Here is a 17,719-nt window from a genome sequence, read left to right as displayed (position 1 = left end):
ATCAGAAATGCGGATGTCGTGACCGGCCGATGGTGTGGATGATGCGTCGAACACGATCCTCCCCCTCCGCCTGCGACCGGAAGCTTGCCCATGACACAGACAATCACGACGTGGTTTCATCCGGCGGCCCGCATGTATGCGGACGAAGTGGCGCAGGGCCAACTTGACCGCCGCGCCTTCCTGACCCGGACCACGGCGCTGGGCGTGACCGCGAGTGCGGCCTACGGTCTGCTGGGGCTGCAAGCCCCTGCAAGGGCCGCGGAACCCATTGTGCTGGGTGGCACGTTGCGGATGCAGATGGAGGTGCGGGCGCCGCGCGATCCGCGCGCCTTCGACTGGCCGCAGATCGCCTATATCACGGCAGGCTGGCTGGAATATCTGGTGGAATACCACAACGACGGCACCTTCGGACCCTGGCTGCTCGACAGGTGGGAGGTCAATGACGATGCCACAGTCTATACCCTGCATGTCCGCCCGGGGGTGACCTGGAACGACGGCACGCCGTTCACGGCGGCCGACGTGGCGCGCAACATCGCGGGATGGTGCGACAAGTCGGTCGACGGCAATTCCATGGCCGGTCGCATGGCCACGCTGATCGACCCTGAAACGGGACAGGCGATTGCCGGTGCGATCACCACGCCGGATGATCTGACCGTGCAACTGACGCTGCCGCGGCCCGATATCAGCCTGATCGCGGGCATGTCCGATTACCCCGCGCAGATCGTGCCCGCAGGCTTTGACGCCGCTGACATGATCACGCGCGCCAAGGGCACCGGTCCCTATCTGCCCGAAGCGGTCGAGGTCGGCGTCAGGGCCGTGCTGGTGCGCAACGCGGACCACGACTGGTGGGGCTATGCCGCCGGCAAGGGTGCCGCCATCGACCGGTTCGAATTCATCGACTACGGCACCGACCCATCGGCCTTCGTCGCCGCCGCCGCAGCCGACGAGATCGACGTGATCTACGAGACCGTCGGCGATTACGTCGAGATCCTCGACAGCATGGGCTGGCAGAAAAGTCAGGTCGCCTCCGGCTCCACCATCGTGATCCGGCCCAACCAGCAGGCAGAGGTCGACGGACGCAAGCCCTATGCAGACGTCCGCGTGCGCCGGGCCATCGCCATGGCCGTCGACCCGGCCGTCTGTCTGGAACTGGGCTATGCCGACCGGGGCGAGGTGGCGCGCAACATGCACGTAGGGCCAATGCACCCCGAATGGGCCGACATTCCCGCGATCGCGGTCGATCCGGCCGCAGCCCTCGCCCTGATGACCGAGGCGGGGATGCAGGACTACGAGATGGAGATCACCTCCGTCGATGACGACTGGCGCAAGAACACGACCGACGCGGTGGCGGCCCAGTTGCGCGACGCGGGTTTCAAAGTGAAACGCACGAGCGTGCCGGGCAGCACCTTTGCCGCGAACTGGACGACCTATCCGTTTTCATCGACCGACTGGAACCACCGTCCGCTGGGAATCCAGATCTATGCGCTGGCCTACCGGTCCGGCGAGGCGTGGAACGAGTCGGGCTTTGCCAACCCGGCCTTCGACAGCCTGTTGGAAGAGGCCAGCGCCATCGCCGACGCGGACCGGCGGCGCAGGGTCATGGCCGAACTGCAGACGATCATGCGCGACGAGGGTGTGGTGCTGCAGCCCTACTGGCGCTCCATCTTCCGCCACGTGAGGCCAGGCGTTCTGGGCGGAGAGATGAACATCAGCTATCTGCCGCGCCTTTATGCGTTCGGCTTCGCGGCCCCCGCCGCCCCCGACTGACCGACCCCGACCCCGCCGCCGCTCCTTCTTCTGGTCGAAAATACTTCGGGGTCCGGGGCTGGCCCCGGTCCTTCGCCGCGGGCCGGCGCCGCGGCCGCCCCTCGCACTCAGGTGCGGGTGACCAGACTGTCCGCGGCCGGAACCTCGACCATGTCCGCGATCCGGTCAGCGATCCGCTGCAATCGTTCCACATCGTAGCCATAGATCATGGCGTCACGCGCATAGATCATTGCACGCCGGGATTCGCCAAGCGCGCCCGCCGCAAAGATGCGGTGATCGAGCTGCACCAGCGCCAGAAGCGCGCTTTGCAGCGCGATGTGCATCTCATACAGAGCCGCACCGTCGCGGGACATCGCGCTGAAGGCATCGCGCAGCATGTCCTCGGAGTCCAACCCGTGGACGAACAGGCGGGGATAGATGACGTCGGCCTCTGACTTGTCCTGCCACAGCGACAGAACGCGGGTCATGCGGCGGATCACGTCGATGGCGGTGCCGGGGTCGTTGACGGCGGGCGACAGGGCGCGGCTGGCGATTTCCGACAGGGTGATCATGCCAAAGCGCGGGTCCTGATCGAAACTGCGGTTCATGCCGATGTCGAAGCATCCACTGATCTGGTCCAGAAGCGTCTCGAAGTCCTCGCCCACGGGCCCGTTCAGGATATGGGCCAGATCCGACCCCCGGTAGACGAAAGTGCCGGGTGTGACGGCAATATAGATGTTGCACTCCGCCTCTGTCGCCAGCGCGTTCAGGTTGTCGAGGTTGATGAACTGGATATGGCCGACGACGCCTGCCTTGACCGGCACGGCGGATGCCGGCGGATGGGCGCCGTGCATCGGGTTGGCGCCGAGCCAGGGCGTATCGAGGCGGCGGGACATGGCATCCGCCGCCGCCGCCTCGACCCGCGCCATGGTGTCGCCGAGACGGCCGAAGTCGGTCAGGTGGCCGATCCAGCGCACCAGATTGAAGACGATCAGGATCAGCACGAGGATCGTAGCGGCGAACAGGATGACGCGCCCGCCCTCGCCGTAGATCCCGATCTTGAGGCTGATGATCCCCACCAGCGAAAAGATGAACGCCCCGATGAAACTGGCCAACACCTGCTGGGCCGTGCGATCGGCCTTGAGCAACTGGAACGCCCGCGGCGTCGCGGTGCTGGAGGCGGCGGCAAAGGCCGCCAGCATGATCGAGAGCGAGAAGGTCGTCACCGCCAGCATCGAGCTTGCGAGGATGTTCAGCAGGCCGTCGATGGCGTCCGCCCCGATGTTGAAGGCCCATGACGCGGGGATGAAACCGCGCAATCCGACAGCCACGACCGCCGCCACCAGACCGAGGACAGCATAGGCGCCGATCGGCACCCAGATGTGGGTGAACAGGCGTTTCAGGCGGTAGCGCAGGGATGACAGCATAGGATCTGGGTCTCTTTCACAGGCGGCCAGCTTGGCGACAGGCACGTCCTGCGGGACATAGCACGACAGGCCCAATTGCCCAGATCGTGCATCCGCCGGGAACTTCCCGATCCGCAGAACATTGGGGTGCATCACAAAAGGCGGATCATCTCATGGCGGACGACAAATTGAACTGGGCGATGCCGGTGATGCGTACGGGATACGCCGGGCGCGCGCTGGTCTATGCCATCGTGTCGGGTATTTCGCTGTTTGCGATCTGGCACGGCGAAGAGGCGAAGGGCACGTCAGAGGCGCTGTCGATGGTCGAACGGTCGCCCTTCGGTCTGACCGCGCTCTGGGTCGTGGCGCTGGGGCTTTTTGCGTACATGGGCTGGCGGCTGGTCGATGCGGCCTTCGATCTGGAGGACCATGGCAGCGATGCCAAGGGCATCTTGGCCCGCCTCGGTCAGGCCGTCACGGGGATGATCCACGGCGCGCTTGGCGGACTGGCGCTGCTGCTAATTTTTGGCTCCACCGACAGCGGCGAAGGGTCCAAGACCGCGTTCTATCTGGCCAAACTCATGTCATGGCCGTTCGGAGAGATCATCCTTGGCATCGTGGCCGTGATCACGATGGGGGCCGGTGTGTATTATCTGCACAAGGCCTGGACCCAAAGTTACCGTCAGAAGCTGCAGGCCAACCATTTCACGCTGCACTGGAACAGGCTGCTGCAGGCGGGTGTCGCCGCACAGGGCGTGTCCGTGCTGATCATCGGCGGTCTGATGGGGCTGGCGGCCTGGCAGCACGACCCGCAGGCGGCGGGCGGTCTGGACAAGGCCTTTGGCTGGCTGGGCCAGCAGATCTACGGTCAGGTGCTGGTGACGGCGATGTGCGTCGGCCTGGCGCTTTTCGCCCTCTTCATGGCGGTGAACGCGGTCTATCGCATCATCCCGCGTCTGAAGGATCCCGACGTCATGTCACTGGCCACCAAGGTCAAGCAGATGGCGGACGGCGCCTAGTTGCCCCAGATCACGCGGACATAATTGCGCGTCTCGGCGTAGGGGGGAATGCCACGGTATTTCTCGACTGCACCCGGGCCAGCATTGTAGGCCGCCAGCGCATGGGGCCAGTTGCCGAACTTGACATATTGCAGCTTCAGATAGCGCGCCCCGCCTTCGAGGTTCTGCACCGGGTCTGTCGGATCGACGCCAAGGCGACGCGCCGTTTCGGGCATCAGCTGAGCCAGCCCCATCGCACCCTTGTGGGACCGGGCACGCGCGTTCCAGCCCGATTCCTGCTGCACAAGGCGCAGGAACAGATCCTCTGGCACGCCATGCTTGCGGGCGGCAGTGCGCGCGAGGGCAAGGTACGGGCCGTTGTAGCGTCCGATGAAGGCTGGCGTCGCGGGGGCCGCGACGGGCACGATGGCGCGTTTCGGCTGGAGGCGGACGGAGTTGCTGTATTGCGCGGCAGAGCGGTTATCGAGCACCGACAGCTGGCTTTGGAACAGTGACATGCGCGACGACGTCGAGACCGTATCGGCCATGAGTGTCTGACCCGTCAGGCCAAGCACGATCGTCAGTCCAAGACCGATCATCCGCATATCAACATCCCTGTCCCCGTTTTCTTGGGCATACTTTACGCGAAAACGCCTTTCGCGCCACCCCTTGATCGGTTCACCTCTGCGCGCTTATCTGCCACACTGGCGCAAACGCAGAATCGCGAAGGAAAATGATATGGCAGGTTCGGTCAACAAGGTCATTCTGATCGGCAACCTCGGTGCCGATCCGGAGGTCCGCAGCTTTCAGAACGGCGGCAAGGTCTGCAATCTGCGAATCGCCACGTCCGAGACGTGGAAGGACAAGCAATCCGGCGAACGCAAGGAACGCACCCAGTGGCATTCGGTCGCCATCTTCTCGGAGCCGCTGGCGCGGGTGGCAGAGCAGTACCTGAAGAAGGGATCGAAAGTTTACATCGAGGGTCAGCTTGAGACCCGCAAGTGGCAGGATCAGTCCGGGGCGGACCGCTATAGCACCGAAGTCGTGCTGCGGCCCTTCACCTCGACCCTGACGATGCTGGACGGCCGCGGTGAAGGCGGCGGCGGTGGTGGCGGCATGGGCGGCGGTGGCGGTTACGACCAAGGCGGTGGTTACGGCGGCGGTGGCGGTGGCGGCTACGACCAGGGCGGCGGCTACGGCGGCGGCAACTCCGGTGGCGGCTCGTCATCGGGTGGCGGCGGTGGCCGCGGCGACATGGACGACGAAATCCCGTTCTGATGGATGCGCCGCCCTTTGGGGCGGCGTTTTCGCATTGCCTCAGGCGGCGTCGCGCAGCACCGACAGGACCGCGTCGCGGGGCACGTCGGACGTGACGAAGGCCTGACCGATGCCCCGCGCCAGCACGAAACGCAGCTTGCCCGCGATCACCTTCTTGTCCTGCCCCATCAGGGTCAGAAGGGCGTCGGCGTCGGGCAGATCGCCGGGAATGTCGCGGATGTCGACCTTCATCCCCATATCGCGCAGGTGGGCGCGCAGGCGGCTGGGGTCTTCCTGACTGCACAGCCCAAGGCGCGCCGACAGTTCGAACGCCAGCGCGCAGCCGATGGCGACACCTTCGCCGTGCAGCAGGCGGTCGCCGAAGCCCGTCGCCTTTTCCAGCGCGTGGCAAAAGGTATGGCCAAGGTTCAGCAGCGCGCGGTCGCCCTGTTCGGTCTCGTCGCGGACCACGATTTCGGCCTTCATCTGCACGGACCGCGTGACGGCGTGGACGCGCGCGGCCATGTCGCCCGCGGCCATGGAAGGTGCGTGACCTTCCAGCCAGTCGAAGAACGCGGCATCGCCCAGCAGGCCGTATTTCACGACCTCGCCGTAGCCCGCCAGAAAATCGCGCGCAGGCAATGTGGACAGAAGGTCGGTGTCCGCCAGCACGAGGCTGGGCTGGTGGAAGGCGCCGATCAGGTTCTTGCCGTGGCCCGTATTGATGCCGGTCTTGCCGCCCACAGAGCTGTCGACCTGCGCCAGCAGGGTCGTCGGCAACTGCACGAAGCGCACACCGCGCCGCAGGATGGCGGCGGCAAAGCCGCCCAGATCGCCGATCACGCCGCCTCCGAAGGCGATTACGACATCCCCACGCTCGACCTTTTGATCCAACAGGAAATCGCAGCAAGCTTCGAGCTGCGACCAACTTTTGGTGCCTTCACCCGGCGGCAAGGCCAGGGCGGCGCTCGTCAGGCCGGCCTGCGACAGGGCGTCCTGCAGGGCCGCCAGATGCAGGTCTGCCACCGTCTCGTCGGTCAGGATCGCCACGTGCGGGCGTCCGCCAAGGGCCGCGATGCGCGCACCGGCCCCAGCCAGCAGACCCGGCCCGATCAGCACGTCATATTCGCGCCCCGGCAGGGCGACGGGTACGGTCTGTGTCATGTCAGGTCTTCCAGTATGTCTTCGCGGGTTTTCAGAAGGGCGATCACGTCATCCGTCGTCTCGTCGATGGAAGCGCGGTGCCGCACGTCGAGGTGCAGGGCGGCCTTGGCATAGATCGGCGTGCGATCCTCGAAGATGCGGGCCAGCGTCGCCTGCGGATCGGCGGTGCGCAGCAGGGGCCGGGAATCCTTGTGACGGACCCTGTCCCAGAGCAGGTCGAGCGGCGCATTCAGCCAGACCGCAACGCCGTGCTGCCGGATCGCGTGGCGGTTGCCTTGCGCAAGGTAGGCGCCGCCCCCCGTCGACAGGATGCAGGGGGGGCCGGTCAGCAGACGGGATATCACTTCTGATTCGCGGCGGCGGAAGAACGGCTCGCCGTCACGGGCGAAAATTTCAGCGATAGAGGCATTTGCGGCGGTCTCGATCTCGGCATCGCTGTCCAGAAAGGGCACGGCCAGACGCTGCGACAGGGCACGACCGATCGCGGTCTTGCCCGATCCCATCATCCCCACCAGCACCACCGTACGGCGCAGGGCAAGGCCCGTCTGACTCTGGTCGGTGGTCGTCACCGTCACATCCGTCCCCTGATTTTCAGCCCGGCACAGGCCGCGCGCCGCCGAGTTTCGAATTGTCACCCTGAATGGCGTGATCTTGCCGAAAAGGCCATATATAAACACGGCAGATCCGGCGGTTGACCGGGCGACAGGCACAAGACGGGACGCGAATTCATGTGGCGACTGATCAAGGCACTCTTTTTTCTGGCGGTTCTGGCGGCGCTGGCACTGATCGCCTACGCCTATGCCGGGCCGTTGTTCTTTCCCGGCGATTTCGCGCCGCCCACCCATGCGGTCACCCAACCCGTCAAGTTGGGCACGGAATAGCGGTGGTGCGGCGCTGGCTGCCCGTTCTTGCATTCGCCTTCGCGACCCCGGTCGCGGCACAATCGACTCTGGGGCCAAACAACCGGCCCCTGTCGGCGATCGACTGGCTGTCGCGTTCGGTCGAGGAGCCGGTGACAGCACCGAGGGCCGTCTCCCGGCCCCGTCTGCCGGAAGCGCCCGTCGCAACGGGCGCCGGCACGCCGCAGATCACCGTGACCCCGCTGGACGACGTGACGACCGTGGCCATCGGCACCCTGCCCCAGTCCCTGACCGGGCTGCCGCCGACCCTGTGGTCCGCCAGCGACACGGCGACGCTGACCACCCTGATCCAGGCGGTCGGCGAACCGGGCCTGCCTGCACTGCATGACCTGCTGCTGACGCTTCTGCTGGCGCAGGCCGAGGCGCCGGCAGGCCGGGGTCACGCCCTGCTGCTGGCGCGCATCGACAAGCTTCTGGACCTCGGCAACCTGACCGAGGCGCTGGCGCTGACCCGCGCTGCCGATCCGACGGATCCCGACCTTTTTCGCCGCTGGTTCGACATCGCGTTGCTGACCGGGTCGGAGGATGCGCCCTGCGACACCATGCGCTCCGCCCCCGGTCTGGCACCGACCTATCCTGCGCGGATCTTCTGCCTTGCACGCGGCGGCGACTGGATGGCCGCGGCGCTGACGCTGAACACGCACCGCGCGTTGGGCGACGTGTCCGAGGAGGACGACGCCCTGCTGTCGCGGTTCCTTGATGCGGACCTGGTCGATCCCGCCGCCCCTTTACCGCCGCCGGAACGATTGAGCCCGCTGATCTTTCGGATGCGCGAGGCGATCGGCGAGGGCATGTCGACGGGGCCGCTGCCGCTGGCCTTTGCCAATGCCGACCTGCGCGACACGGTGGGCGAAAAGGCGCGGCTGGACGCGGCAGAGCGTCTGTCGCTGCACGGCGCGCTGTCGGCGCAGAACCTCGCACAGGTCATGTCACGGGTGACACCTGCGGCATCCGGTGGTGTCTGGGACCGCGTCGATGCGTTTCAGCGCCTGAATGCCGCCGTGAACGCGGCTGACCCGGATGCCGTGGCGCAGACCCTGCCTGACGCCTGGGCGGCGATGCAGTCGATCCGGGCCGAGGTGGCTTTTGCCAGCCTTTATGCAGCACCCCTTGCGCGGCTTGACCTGACCGGCCCGGCCGCCGCCATCGCCACCACGCTTGGCCTGCTATCGGATGATTATGCCGGTGTCGCGGCCCGCGCCACGACGCTGGACCCGATGCTGAAGGCCGTGGCGACCGGGGACTTTACGGATATGATGCCCCAGACCGCGATGGACGAGGCGATCGTCGCGGGCTTTGCCCAGAAAATCCCGCCAGAGGTTTTTGTCGACCTGCTGAAGGACAAGAAGCTGGGCGAGGCGCTGTTGCGCGTCCTGCCGGTCTTTGACGCGGGCGTCGCGGGGGATGCCCGGTCGGTGACAGACGCCCTGCTGGTGCTGCGCCGCGCGGGTCTGGACGACACGGCGCGGCGGGCGACGCTGCAACTGCTGCTGCTGGACCGCGCCACATGACGGCCGGCGGCCCCGATGGCATGGCGCGCTGGATCCAGACCTTCGTCGCCGCACAGGCTGCCGAGCTGGACGCCGCCCGCAACACGCAGCTGGCCTATGCCCGCGACCTGAACGACGTGGCCACATGGCTGGCGGACCGGGGCCTGCACTTTGCCACCGCGACACAGGATGATGTCGAAGGCTATCTGATCGACTGCGACGCACAGGGGCTGGCGCGCGCCACCCGCGCGCGACGCCTGTCGTCGATCCGCCAGCTGTACCGCTTTGCCTTCGAGGAAGGCTGGCGCCCGGACAATCCCGCGATCCGCATCAAGGGGCCGGGCAAGTCGAAATCCCTGCCCAAGACGCTGACCATCGACGAGGTCGCGCGCCTGTTGCAGGCCGCCCGCGACTGCACCGTCGATGCGGTCAAGAATACCTGCCTGATGGAACTGCTGTACGCCACCGGCATGCGCGTGACGGAACTGGTGTCCCTGCCCGTCAGCGCCGCGCGCGGCGATCCGCGCATGCTGCTGGTGCGCGGCAAGGGTGGCAAGGAACGCCTCGTGCCGCTGTCGCCCCCTGCCCGCGCCGCCGTCACCGCCTGGCTGGCGGACTGGGACGCGCAGCAGGACCAGCGCAGGGCCGACGGCAAGCCGGTGTCGAAATACCTCTTTCCGACGCGCGGCAAGACCGGCCACATGACGCGCCAGCGGTTCTTTTTCCTGATCAAGGAACTTGCCACCGCCGCCGGCGTGCCGCCAGACGACGTGACACCCCACACGATGCGCCACGCCTTTGCGACCCATCTGCTGGCCGGTGGCGCCGATCTGCGGGCGATCCAGATCATGCTGGGTCACGCCGATGTCGCCACGACCGAGATCTATACCCACGTGCTGGACGAGGCGCTGACCGAACTGGTGATGACGCACCACCCGCTGGCCCGCAAACCCGGGGTGTCCTGACCCCGCGTGGCGTCACACCGGCCCCCCTCTTGAAGCGATCCGCATCGCACCCCATAACCAACCAAACCAACTCTGAAAGCTGATCATGGACCCCTCGACGACCGGTGCTTCCCTATTCGACGCCTCATTCTGGCTGACGGCGGGCGGTATCATGGTGCTGCTGGTGATGTCGGGCTTCTTCTCCGGCTCTGAAACCGCGCTGACCGCTGCCTCTCGCGGCAAGCTGCGGGCGGCGGCCGACCGGGGCAGTTCGGGTGCGCAGACAGCGCTTGATGTGACCGAAGACAGCGAGCGGCTGATCGGATCGGTTCTGTTGGGCAACAACGTCGTGAACATCCTCGCGACCTCGCTGGCGACGGCGCTGCTGACCAAGACCTTCGGGCCCAACGGCGTGGCACTGGCCACGATCGTGATGACCCTGCTGGTCCTGATCTTTGCCGAGGTGCTGCCCAAGACCTATGCCATCACCAACCCTGAAAGCACCGCCTCGCTGGTGGCAAGGCCCATCAAGATCGTGATCCTGCTGTTCTCGCCGCTGGTCAGCGCGGTGCGCTATTTCGTGCGCGGCGTGCTTTACGTCTTCGGCGTGCGCACCGATCCCGACAGCCACATCCTCGCCGTGCGCGAGGAGATTGCGGGTGCCTTGCAACTGGGCCATTCCGAAGGCGTCGTCGAAAAAGAGGACCGCGACCGCATCCTCGGCGCGCTCGATCTGGCGGAACGCACGGTCGAAGAGGTCATGCTGCACCGCTCTGGGATCGAGATGGTGGACGCAGACCAGCCTGCCGCCGACATCCTGCGCCAGTGCCTGGAATCCGCACACACGCGCCTGCCGCTTTATCGCGACGATCCGGAAAACATCGTGGGCGTGATCCACGCCAAGGATCTTTTGCGCGCGACCCACAATGCCACCGCCGACGGGGCCGACCGCATGACGCGCGTCGACATCATGGACGTGGCGATGCCGCCCTACTTCATTCCCGAAACCACGACGCTGGACGACCAGATGCGCCAGTTCCTGAAGCGCAAGACGCATTTCGCGCTGGTGGTGGACGAATATGGGGCCCTGCAGGGTCTGTTGACGCTGGAAGACATCATCGAGGAAATCGTGGGCGAGATTGCCGACGAGTTCGACGAGGAAGACGACTATGTCGTCACCCAGACCGAGGACGGTGCCTATCTGATTGACGGGTCCATGACGATCCGCGACGTGAACCGCGCCCACGACTGGACCCTGCCCGATGACGAAGCCAATACCGTGGCGGGCCTCGTGATCCACGAAGCGCAGATCATCCCGGTCGAGGGGCAGGTCTTTTCCTTCCACGGCTTCCGGTTCGAGGTGATGGAAAAGGACGAGAACCGCCTCGCCACGCTCAAGATCCGGCCACTCTGAGCCTCGCGTGCAATTGAAGGTTGCGCTTTGAGGCTGGTCCTTCATGCTGGCGGCATCCCAGCCTGCCAGAAGGACACGCCATGCACCGCCTTTCGCTGATCGCCCTCGCCCTTTGTGCCACACCGCTGGCGGCCCAACAGGCCGCCGATGCGATCGCACCAGAGGCGGCTGGCGCCGGTGACAGCTTTGCCGGGTTGTCGGACGCCGCACGCGCATCCCTCGGGACCAAGGCGGCGGGCAAGCCCGTGATCGCGCAGGACTGGATGATCGCCGCGGCCAACCCGCTGGCCGTTCAGGCGGGTGCCGACGTGCTGGCCGCCGGCGGCACCGCGGCGGATGCCATGGTCGCGACGCAGGCGGTGCTGGGGCTGGTGGAACCGCAGTCGTCAGGGCTGGGCGGTGGCGCATTCCTTGTCTGGTACGATGCCGCCAGCGGCGCAGTGACCACGCTGGACGGACGCGAGACCGCGCCGCTGGCGGTGACGCCGAAAGCCTTCCTCAAAGACGACGGCACACCGCTGGACTTCTTCGATGCCGTCGTCGGCGGGCTCTCCGTCGGCACCCCCGGCACCCCCAGATTGATGGAAGACGCGCATCGCCGCTGGGGCCGCGCCAACTGGTCCGACCTCTTCGACGATGCGATCCGGCTGGCGTCAGACGGGTTCGCCGTGTCGGACCGCATGGCCGGTGCCATCGCTGACGACGCCGAACGCCTGTCCCGCTTTCCCGCAACCGCCGCCTATTTCCTGCCGGGTGGCACACCGCTCGCTGCGGGTGCGACGCTGACGAACCCCGCCTACGCCGACACCCTGCGCCAGATCGCGGCAGACGGCACCGCCGCCTTCTATGCCGGACCCATCGCGCAGGACATCGTCGCGACCGTGCGCACGGCAGCGGGCAATCCCGGTTACCTCGCAATGGACGACCTGGCACTTTACCGCGTGAAACAGCGTGACCCCGTTTGCGTCACCTACCGCGCGGCAGAGGTCTGCGGCATGGGCCCGCCCTCCTCGGGCGCGCTGACGGTGGGACAGATCCTCGGCACGCTCGACAATTTCGATCTGGCGGCCCTCGGTCCTGACAACCCCGAAAGCTGGCGGCTGATCGGCGACACCTCGCGCCTCGCCTTCGCCGACCGGGGCCGCTACATGGCCGACAGCGATTTCGTGCCCATGCCCACCGCGGGCCTGACCGCCGCGCCCTACCTCGCGGAACGCGCCGCTCTGCTGAAAGGCGACGATGCCCTGCCCGAAGTGTCACCGGGCCTGCCAGACTGGGACCACGCCATGCTGCTTGGCGACGACACGGCGATCGAATTCCCCTCGACTTCGCACATTTCGATCGTGGACAGCTTCGGCAACGCCCTGTCGATGACGACGACGATCGAGAACGGCTTCGGCAGCCGCCTTTTCGTGCGGGGCTTCCTGCTGAACAATGAACTGACGGATTTCAGTTTCGCCACGCATGACGACGCGGGCTATCCCATCGCCAACCGGATCGAACCGGGCAAACGCCCGCGGTCGTCCATGGCCCCGACCATTGTCATGCAAGACGGCAAGCCGGTCATGGTCGTGGGCAGTCCCGGCGGCAGCCAGATCATCGGCTACGTCGCCCAGGCGATCATCGCCCACCTCGACTGGGGTATGGATGCGCAGCAGGCGGTGGCAATGCCGCACATCCTGAACCGTTTCGGCACCATGGATGTCGAGGCCGGCACGCCCATTGCTGACTTGGAACAGCCCCTGACCGACCTGGGGTTCAAGGTGAAGGTCGGCGATCTGAACTCCGGCCTGCAGGCCATCGTGATCGACGCAGTCACCCTGACCGGCGGCGCAGACCCCCGCCGCGAAGGGATTGCGCTGGGTCAGTAAGCACCGGGACGTTCACGACGAGGGCGGTCACACAGACCGCCCTCCCGTCCTCGCTTTTTTCCAAATACTCAAAGACCGCCTCCGGCCACCCGCGCAATCGTCCGCTTCGGCGCACGGCGTCCGCATTCATCTGACCAGATAAACTCAGATCCCTCCGTCCGCGCCCCCAAGTCGACCGCAACCTATCGTCCCCGGAAAAGTCCGCCCAATATCCCGCGGACGATGCGGCGCCCCGTCGTGCCCTTCAATTCCTTGATGACGACCTGTGCGACAGCCCCGCCGAATCCCTGATCCTGCGCGCTACTGCGGTGGCGCGCGGTTGACCGGCCGGTCTGCGGCGCGTCATAGCGGCGGGCCTGCTTGAATTCGCGCTCCTGCGCCTCCGCCTCCACTTCCGCCGCCTCGGCCTTTGCCGCCTCTGCCGCCGCCGCATCGGCGCGCTTGGCCAGCATCTCGAAGGCACTCTCGCGGTCGATGGCGGTGTCGTATTTTCCGGCCATCGGGGAATTGGCCATCAGCACCGCCCGCACGGGCAGGTCGATGGGGCCCAGTTTCGACGAAGGCGGGCGGATCAAGGTCCGTTCCACCATCAGGGGTGCGCCCTTGGCGTCCAGCATTGAGGTCAGCGCCTCGCCGGTGCCGACCTGCTGGATCGCCTCTGACGTGTCGAAGGCGGGGTTGTCGCGATAGGTCTCTGACGCTTTTTTCAGGTCCTGCCGGTCGCGGGCGGTAAAGGCACGCAGGGCGTGCTGCACCCGGTTGCCGAGTTGCCCCAGCACGTCGTCGGGCACGTCCGCCGGGTTCTGGGTGATGAAATAGACGCCGACCCCCTTGGACCGGATCAGGCGGGCAACCTGTTCGACCTTGTCGACCAGCACCTTTGGCGCGCCGTCGAACAGCAGGTGCGCCTCGTCGAAAAAGAACACGAGCTTGGGCTTGTCCGGGTTGCCGACCTCTGGCAGCACCTCGAAAAGTTCTGACAGCATCCACAGCAGGAAGGTGGAATAAAGCTTCGGGCTGCCCATCAACTGGTCGGCGGCCAAAATGTTGATCTGGCCCCGCCCGTCGGGGGCCAGTGTCATCATGTCCGCCAGTTCCAGCGCCGGTTCGCCAAACAGCGCGTTGCCGCCCTGATTTTCCAGCACCAGCAACTGTCGTTGGATCGCGCCGACGGAGTTGGTGGCGACATTGCCATAGCGCAGCGACAGGTCCTTGGCGTTCTGCCCGACCCAGACCAGCAGCGCCTGCAGATCCTTGAGGTCCAGCAGCGGCAGGCCTTCCTCGTCGGCCACGCGGAAGGCCACGTTCATCACACCTTCCTGCACGTCGGTCAGGTCCAGAAGGCGCGACAGCAAAAGCGGCCCCATCTCGGCCACGGTGGCGCGGATCGGGTGGCCCTGCTTGCCCAGCAGATCCCAGAAGGTGACCGGAAAGGCTTTGTATTGCAGATCAAGGCCGATGGTCGCGGCGCGGGACATGAAGGCGTCGTGCAGCTTGGCATCGGGTGATCCGCTGGCGGCGAGACCAGACAGATCGCCCTTCACGTCGGACAGGAACACCGGCACGCCCGCGGCCGAAAACCCTTCGGCGAGGATCTGGAGCGTCACGGTCTTGCCGGTCCCTGTGGCCCCCGCGATCAGCCCGTGCCGGTTGGCCTTGTCCAGTAGCAGGACCTGTGCAGCGCCATAGTCCGTGCCACCGCCGCCGATGAAGATGCTGTCCGTCATGATCGCTCCTGCGGTTTCCGTCGGGATCAAAATACATCGTTAACCTATCTGTGCCAGAACAAAGGAGCCCGGTGTTTCCAATGTCCCCCGGGGGCGCTGGGCGACCTTCTCTCGTTTTCCCTCCCGACCTGGCCGCGTCCCTTGGGCGCGGCCATTTTTTGCGGGCGAAACAGCCCCCCACGCGTGCCGCGCCGGGGGCATTAACGTCAAGGTTGCAAGGCGTCATTCGATGTTGACGCGCGGTCTGCCATCGCCTAGCGTCTGCCCAATTCGTCGGCAAAGTCCGACAGGGAGCAATCGGAAAAGGGTCCTTTCGGGGGCCCTTTTTCTATGTGATCGCCGGGACGGCGCGGCCTTCGTGACCAGACGCCGGTGCGGTGTGTTCCGCCGCCCTGCCCCCATCACGGCATTTTGCCCCTGACAGTGCAGTCGCCGCATGCTAGATCGCGGCCAAGACCCATGAGCCCGGAGAGACACATGATGCGCATTGCCGTGAAACCCCTTCTGGTCGGCCTGCTGCTGACCACCGCCCCTTTTGCCGTGATGGCACAGTCGACCGACACCCCGGCCGCCGACACCCCCGCAACCGATGCCCCTGCGCCTGACGCGCCTGCGACGACCGACGCACCGGCTGCAGCCGTGCCGGCCACCGATGCACCGGCCACGGATGCGCCGGCCGCCACGCCTGCACCGGATCAGACCACGGCCGCACCGGCCGACGCCGCAGCCGCTGGCGCGGCCAATGCCGCCCCGAGCGTGGGTCAGCCGTTCATCAAGGCCACGTTCGGCGACTGGTCGCAACGCTGCCTGAAGGCCGAGGAGGGTCAGGTCGATCCCTGCCAGCTGTATCAGTTGCTTATGGACAAGGACGACAATGCCGTGGCTGAATTCAGCACCTTCCCGCTGCCGTCTGGCAGCCAGGCGGCTGCGGGTGCGACCATCGTAGTGCCGCTGGAAACGCTGCTGACAGCACAGCTGCAGCTGAAGATCGATAACGGCGAGCCGAAGGTCTATCCGTTCACCTTCTGCAACGCGGCCGGCTGCGTTGCGCGCGTGGGATTCACCCCCGCCGAGATCACGCAGCTCAAGCGCGGTGCGGCGGCCACGATCCGCATGGTTCCCGCTGCGGCACCGGATCAGGAAGTCGTGCTGAACCTGTCGCTGAACGGCTTCACCGCCGGTTACGACAGCCTCGCCGCCCAGTAAGGTCGGTCGATCCAAGACAAGGGCCACGCCAGCGATGATCGCCGGTGTGGCCCTTTTGCCTCAGACATGGTGTCAGGCGCGGCGTAGCGCGATCACGGCATTCAACCCGCCGAAGGCAAAGGCGTTCGACAGGGCGACGTCGATCCGCATGTCTCGCGCGCTGCTGGGCACATAGTCCAGATCGCAGTCCGGATCGGGCGCGGTCAGCCCGATGGTGGGCGCCACGATCCCGTCGCGCAGTGCCATGATGCAGGCCAGCAGTTCCACCGCACCGGTGCCACCGATCAGATGACCGTGCATCGCCTTGGTCGAGGATACGGCCAGATGCGGCGCGTGTTCGCCAAAGACGGCATGGATCGCCGCCGTCTCGGTCCGGTCGTTGACGGTGGTCCCGGTGCCGTGGGCGTTGATGTAGCCGACCTCGTCGATCCCGATGCCGCCGTCGGCCAGCGCACCGCGCATCGCGCGGGCGGCCCCATCGGCAGAGGGTGTGACGATGTCGGCGGCATCCGATGACATGGCGAACCCGGCGACCTCGCACAGGATGTCGGCGCCACGGGCGATGGCGTGGTCACGCGCCTCGAACACGAAGACGGCCCCGCCCTCGCCCTGCACCATGCCGTTGCGGTCTGCCGAGAACGGGCGGCAACCGTCGCGGGACATGACGCGCAGCCCCTCCCACGCCTTGATGCCACCGAAACACAGCATCGCCTCTGACCCGCCGGTCAGCATGACGTCGGCCAGCCCGGACCGGATCATCGCCAGCGCCTGCCCCATCGCGTGGTTCGACGAGGCACAGGCGGTCGAGACGGTGAAGGCAGGCCCCCGCAGATTGTGCGCGATCGAGACCTGGCTGACAGCTGCGTTGTTCATCAGGCGCGGCACGATGAAGGGGTGGACGCGGTTCTTGCCGCCCTCGAAGACGGCGCGGTAATTGTCGTCCTGCGTCGTCAACCCGCCGCCGGAGGTTCCGAGGATTACGCCGGCCCGGTCGGCGGCCTGTCCTTCGAACTTGAGGCCGGCTTGCGCGAGCGCCTGACGGGCGGAGAGCAGCGCGAACTGGGTGAAGCGGTCGAAGAGCGTCAGATCCTGACGCGAGAAATGCGCGGCCTCGTCATAGCCGCGGACCTGCGCGCCGATCTTGATCATCAACCGGTCCACGTCGGGAATATCGAGCGGTCCGATCGCGCAATGGCCCGCCCGCAGCGCGGCCAGTGTCGTGGGCACGTCGTGACCCAGTGGATTGATCGTGCCGGCCCCGGTGATGACCACGCGGCGCATGGCGCCTAGACCCGCTCTTTCACGAGGCTTTCGACCGCGGCGACGATGGCGCGGACCGAGGTCACGTCGAAACCGCTTTCAGCCGGGGCGTTGGCATTGAACGGCACCGTGATGTCGAAGGCTTCCTCGATGGCGAAGATCGTCTCGACCAGACCCATGCTGTCGATCCCGAGGCTTTCCAGGGTGTCGTCCAGTGTCACGTCGGACACGTCCAGCAGGGCCTGATCCGCAAGGATGGCGATGATCTTGTCCTGAACAGTCATAGTCGCTGGTCCTGTCTTACCGGTGCCTGCGA

16 protein-coding genes are annotated in these 17,719 nt (G+C 66.2%); 9 read left to right on the top strand and 7 right to left on the bottom strand.

The window, feature by feature from the left end:
• Positions 1–90: 90 nt before the first annotated feature.
• On the top strand, positions 91–1,767 hold the full coding sequence (locus GLR48_RS12955) for an ABC transporter substrate-binding protein (protein ID WP_237062061.1): 1,677 nt from the start codon (positions 91–93) through the stop codon (positions 1,765–1,767).
• Positions 1,768–1,874: 107 nt separating this feature from the next.
• Here GLR48_RS12955 and GLR48_RS12950 read toward each other — a convergent pair whose 3' ends face one another.
• Complete coding sequence (locus GLR48_RS12950) at positions 1,875–3,173, bottom strand: DUF2254 domain-containing protein (protein ID WP_237062060.1); 1,299 nt, start codon at positions 3,171–3,173, stop codon at positions 1,875–1,877.
• 152 nt (positions 3,174–3,325) lie between these two features.
• On the opposite strand from GLR48_RS12950, the gene GLR48_RS12945 reads away from it, so the two are divergent.
• Entirely contained in the window at positions 3,326–4,171 is an 846-nt protein-coding gene (locus GLR48_RS12945) for a DUF1206 domain-containing protein (protein WP_237062059.1), read from the top strand.
• Here the strand turns inward: GLR48_RS12945 and GLR48_RS12940 are convergent.
• Positions 4,168–4,755 (bottom strand): lytic transglycosylase domain-containing protein, encoded by a 588-nt coding sequence (locus GLR48_RS12940; RefSeq protein WP_442915794.1) that lies wholly within the window; start codon positions 4,753–4,755, stop codon positions 4,168–4,170. The genes GLR48_RS12945 and GLR48_RS12940 overlap by 4 nt on opposite strands.
• Before the next feature lie 133 nt (positions 4,756–4,888).
• On the opposite strand from GLR48_RS12940, the gene ssb reads away from it, so the two are divergent.
• Positions 4,889–5,428 carry a single-stranded DNA-binding protein gene (gene ssb, locus GLR48_RS12935; RefSeq protein WP_237062058.1) on the top strand — a complete coding sequence of 180 codons (540 nt, stop codon included), beginning with the start codon at positions 4,889–4,891 and terminating at the stop codon, positions 5,426–5,428.
• A gap of 39 nt (positions 5,429–5,467) precedes the next feature.
• On the opposite strand, the gene aroB is transcribed toward ssb, so the two are convergent.
• Positions 5,468–6,571 (bottom strand): 3-dehydroquinate synthase, encoded by a 1,104-nt coding sequence (gene aroB, locus GLR48_RS12930; RefSeq protein ID WP_237062056.1) that lies wholly within the window; start codon positions 6,569–6,571, stop codon positions 5,468–5,470.
• Complete coding sequence (locus tag GLR48_RS12925) at positions 6,568–7,140, bottom strand: shikimate kinase (protein ID WP_237062054.1); 573 nt, start codon at positions 7,138–7,140, stop codon at positions 6,568–6,570. The genes aroB and GLR48_RS12925 overlap by 4 nt, the downstream gene beginning before the upstream one ends.
• A gap of 159 nt (positions 7,141–7,299) precedes the next feature.
• Here GLR48_RS12925 and GLR48_RS12920 point away from each other — a divergent pair, with 159 nt between their 5' ends.
• The 5 genes from GLR48_RS12920 (at position 7,300) to ggt (ending at position 13,210) form a co-directional block, all read left to right on the top strand.
• Positions 7,300–7,452: a hypothetical protein gene (locus GLR48_RS12920; RefSeq protein ID WP_237062053.1), complete on the top strand. Its 153-nt coding sequence runs from the start codon at positions 7,300–7,302 to the stop codon at positions 7,450–7,452.
• 2 nt (positions 7,453–7,454) lie between these two features.
• A complete protein-coding gene (locus GLR48_RS12915) occupies positions 7,455–9,002 on the top strand; it encodes a hypothetical protein (RefSeq protein WP_237062052.1) in 1,548 nt (515 codons plus the stop codon).
• Positions 8,999–9,946 (top strand): site-specific tyrosine recombinase XerD, encoded by a 948-nt coding sequence (locus GLR48_RS12910; protein WP_237062051.1) that lies wholly within the window; start codon positions 8,999–9,001, stop codon positions 9,944–9,946. Before GLR48_RS12915 ends, GLR48_RS12910 begins: the two co-directional genes overlap by 4 nt.
• Before the next feature lie 85 nt (positions 9,947–10,031).
• Entirely contained in the window at positions 10,032–11,339 is a 1,308-nt protein-coding gene (locus GLR48_RS12905; protein ID WP_237062050.1) for an HlyC/CorC family transporter, read from the top strand.
• 80 nt (positions 11,340–11,419) lie between these two features.
• Positions 11,420–13,210 (top strand): gamma-glutamyltransferase, encoded by a 1,791-nt coding sequence (ggt, locus tag GLR48_RS12900; RefSeq protein ID WP_237062049.1) that lies wholly within the window; start codon positions 11,420–11,422, stop codon positions 13,208–13,210.
• Positions 13,211–13,392: 182 nt separating this feature from the next.
• On the opposite strand, the gene GLR48_RS12895 is transcribed toward ggt, so the two are convergent.
• Positions 13,393–14,937 carry a helicase HerA-like domain-containing protein gene (locus GLR48_RS12895; protein ID WP_237062047.1) on the bottom strand — a complete coding sequence of 515 codons (1,545 nt, stop codon included), beginning with the start codon at positions 14,935–14,937 and terminating at the stop codon, positions 13,393–13,395.
• A 477-nt stretch (positions 14,938–15,414) separates the two neighbouring features.
• Here GLR48_RS12895 and GLR48_RS12890 point away from each other — a divergent pair, with 477 nt between their 5' ends.
• A complete protein-coding gene (locus GLR48_RS12890; RefSeq protein WP_237062045.1) occupies positions 15,415–16,143 on the top strand; it encodes an invasion associated locus B family protein in 729 nt (242 codons plus the stop codon).
• Positions 16,144–16,215: 72 nt separating this feature from the next.
• Here the strand turns inward: GLR48_RS12890 and GLR48_RS12885 are convergent, their stop codons facing one another.
• Both GLR48_RS12885 and GLR48_RS12880 read right to left on the bottom strand, forming a co-directional pair.
• Complete coding sequence (locus GLR48_RS12885) at positions 16,216–17,424, bottom strand: beta-ketoacyl-[acyl-carrier-protein] synthase family protein (protein WP_237062042.1); 1,209 nt, start codon at positions 17,422–17,424, stop codon at positions 16,216–16,218.
• Between the two features lie 5 nt (positions 17,425–17,429).
• Positions 17,430–17,687, bottom strand: coding sequence for an acyl carrier protein (locus tag GLR48_RS12880; protein ID WP_237062040.1), 258 nt, complete (start codon positions 17,685–17,687; stop codon positions 17,430–17,432).
• Between the last annotated feature and the right edge of the window lie 32 nt (positions 17,688–17,719).

Origin of the sequence: Loktanella sp. M215, from assembly GCF_021735925.1 — a bacterium.
Classification (GTDB): domain Bacteria; phylum Pseudomonadota; class Alphaproteobacteria; order Rhodobacterales; family Rhodobacteraceae; genus Loktanella.
This window is presented reverse-complemented; position numbering and strand designations above follow the sequence as displayed.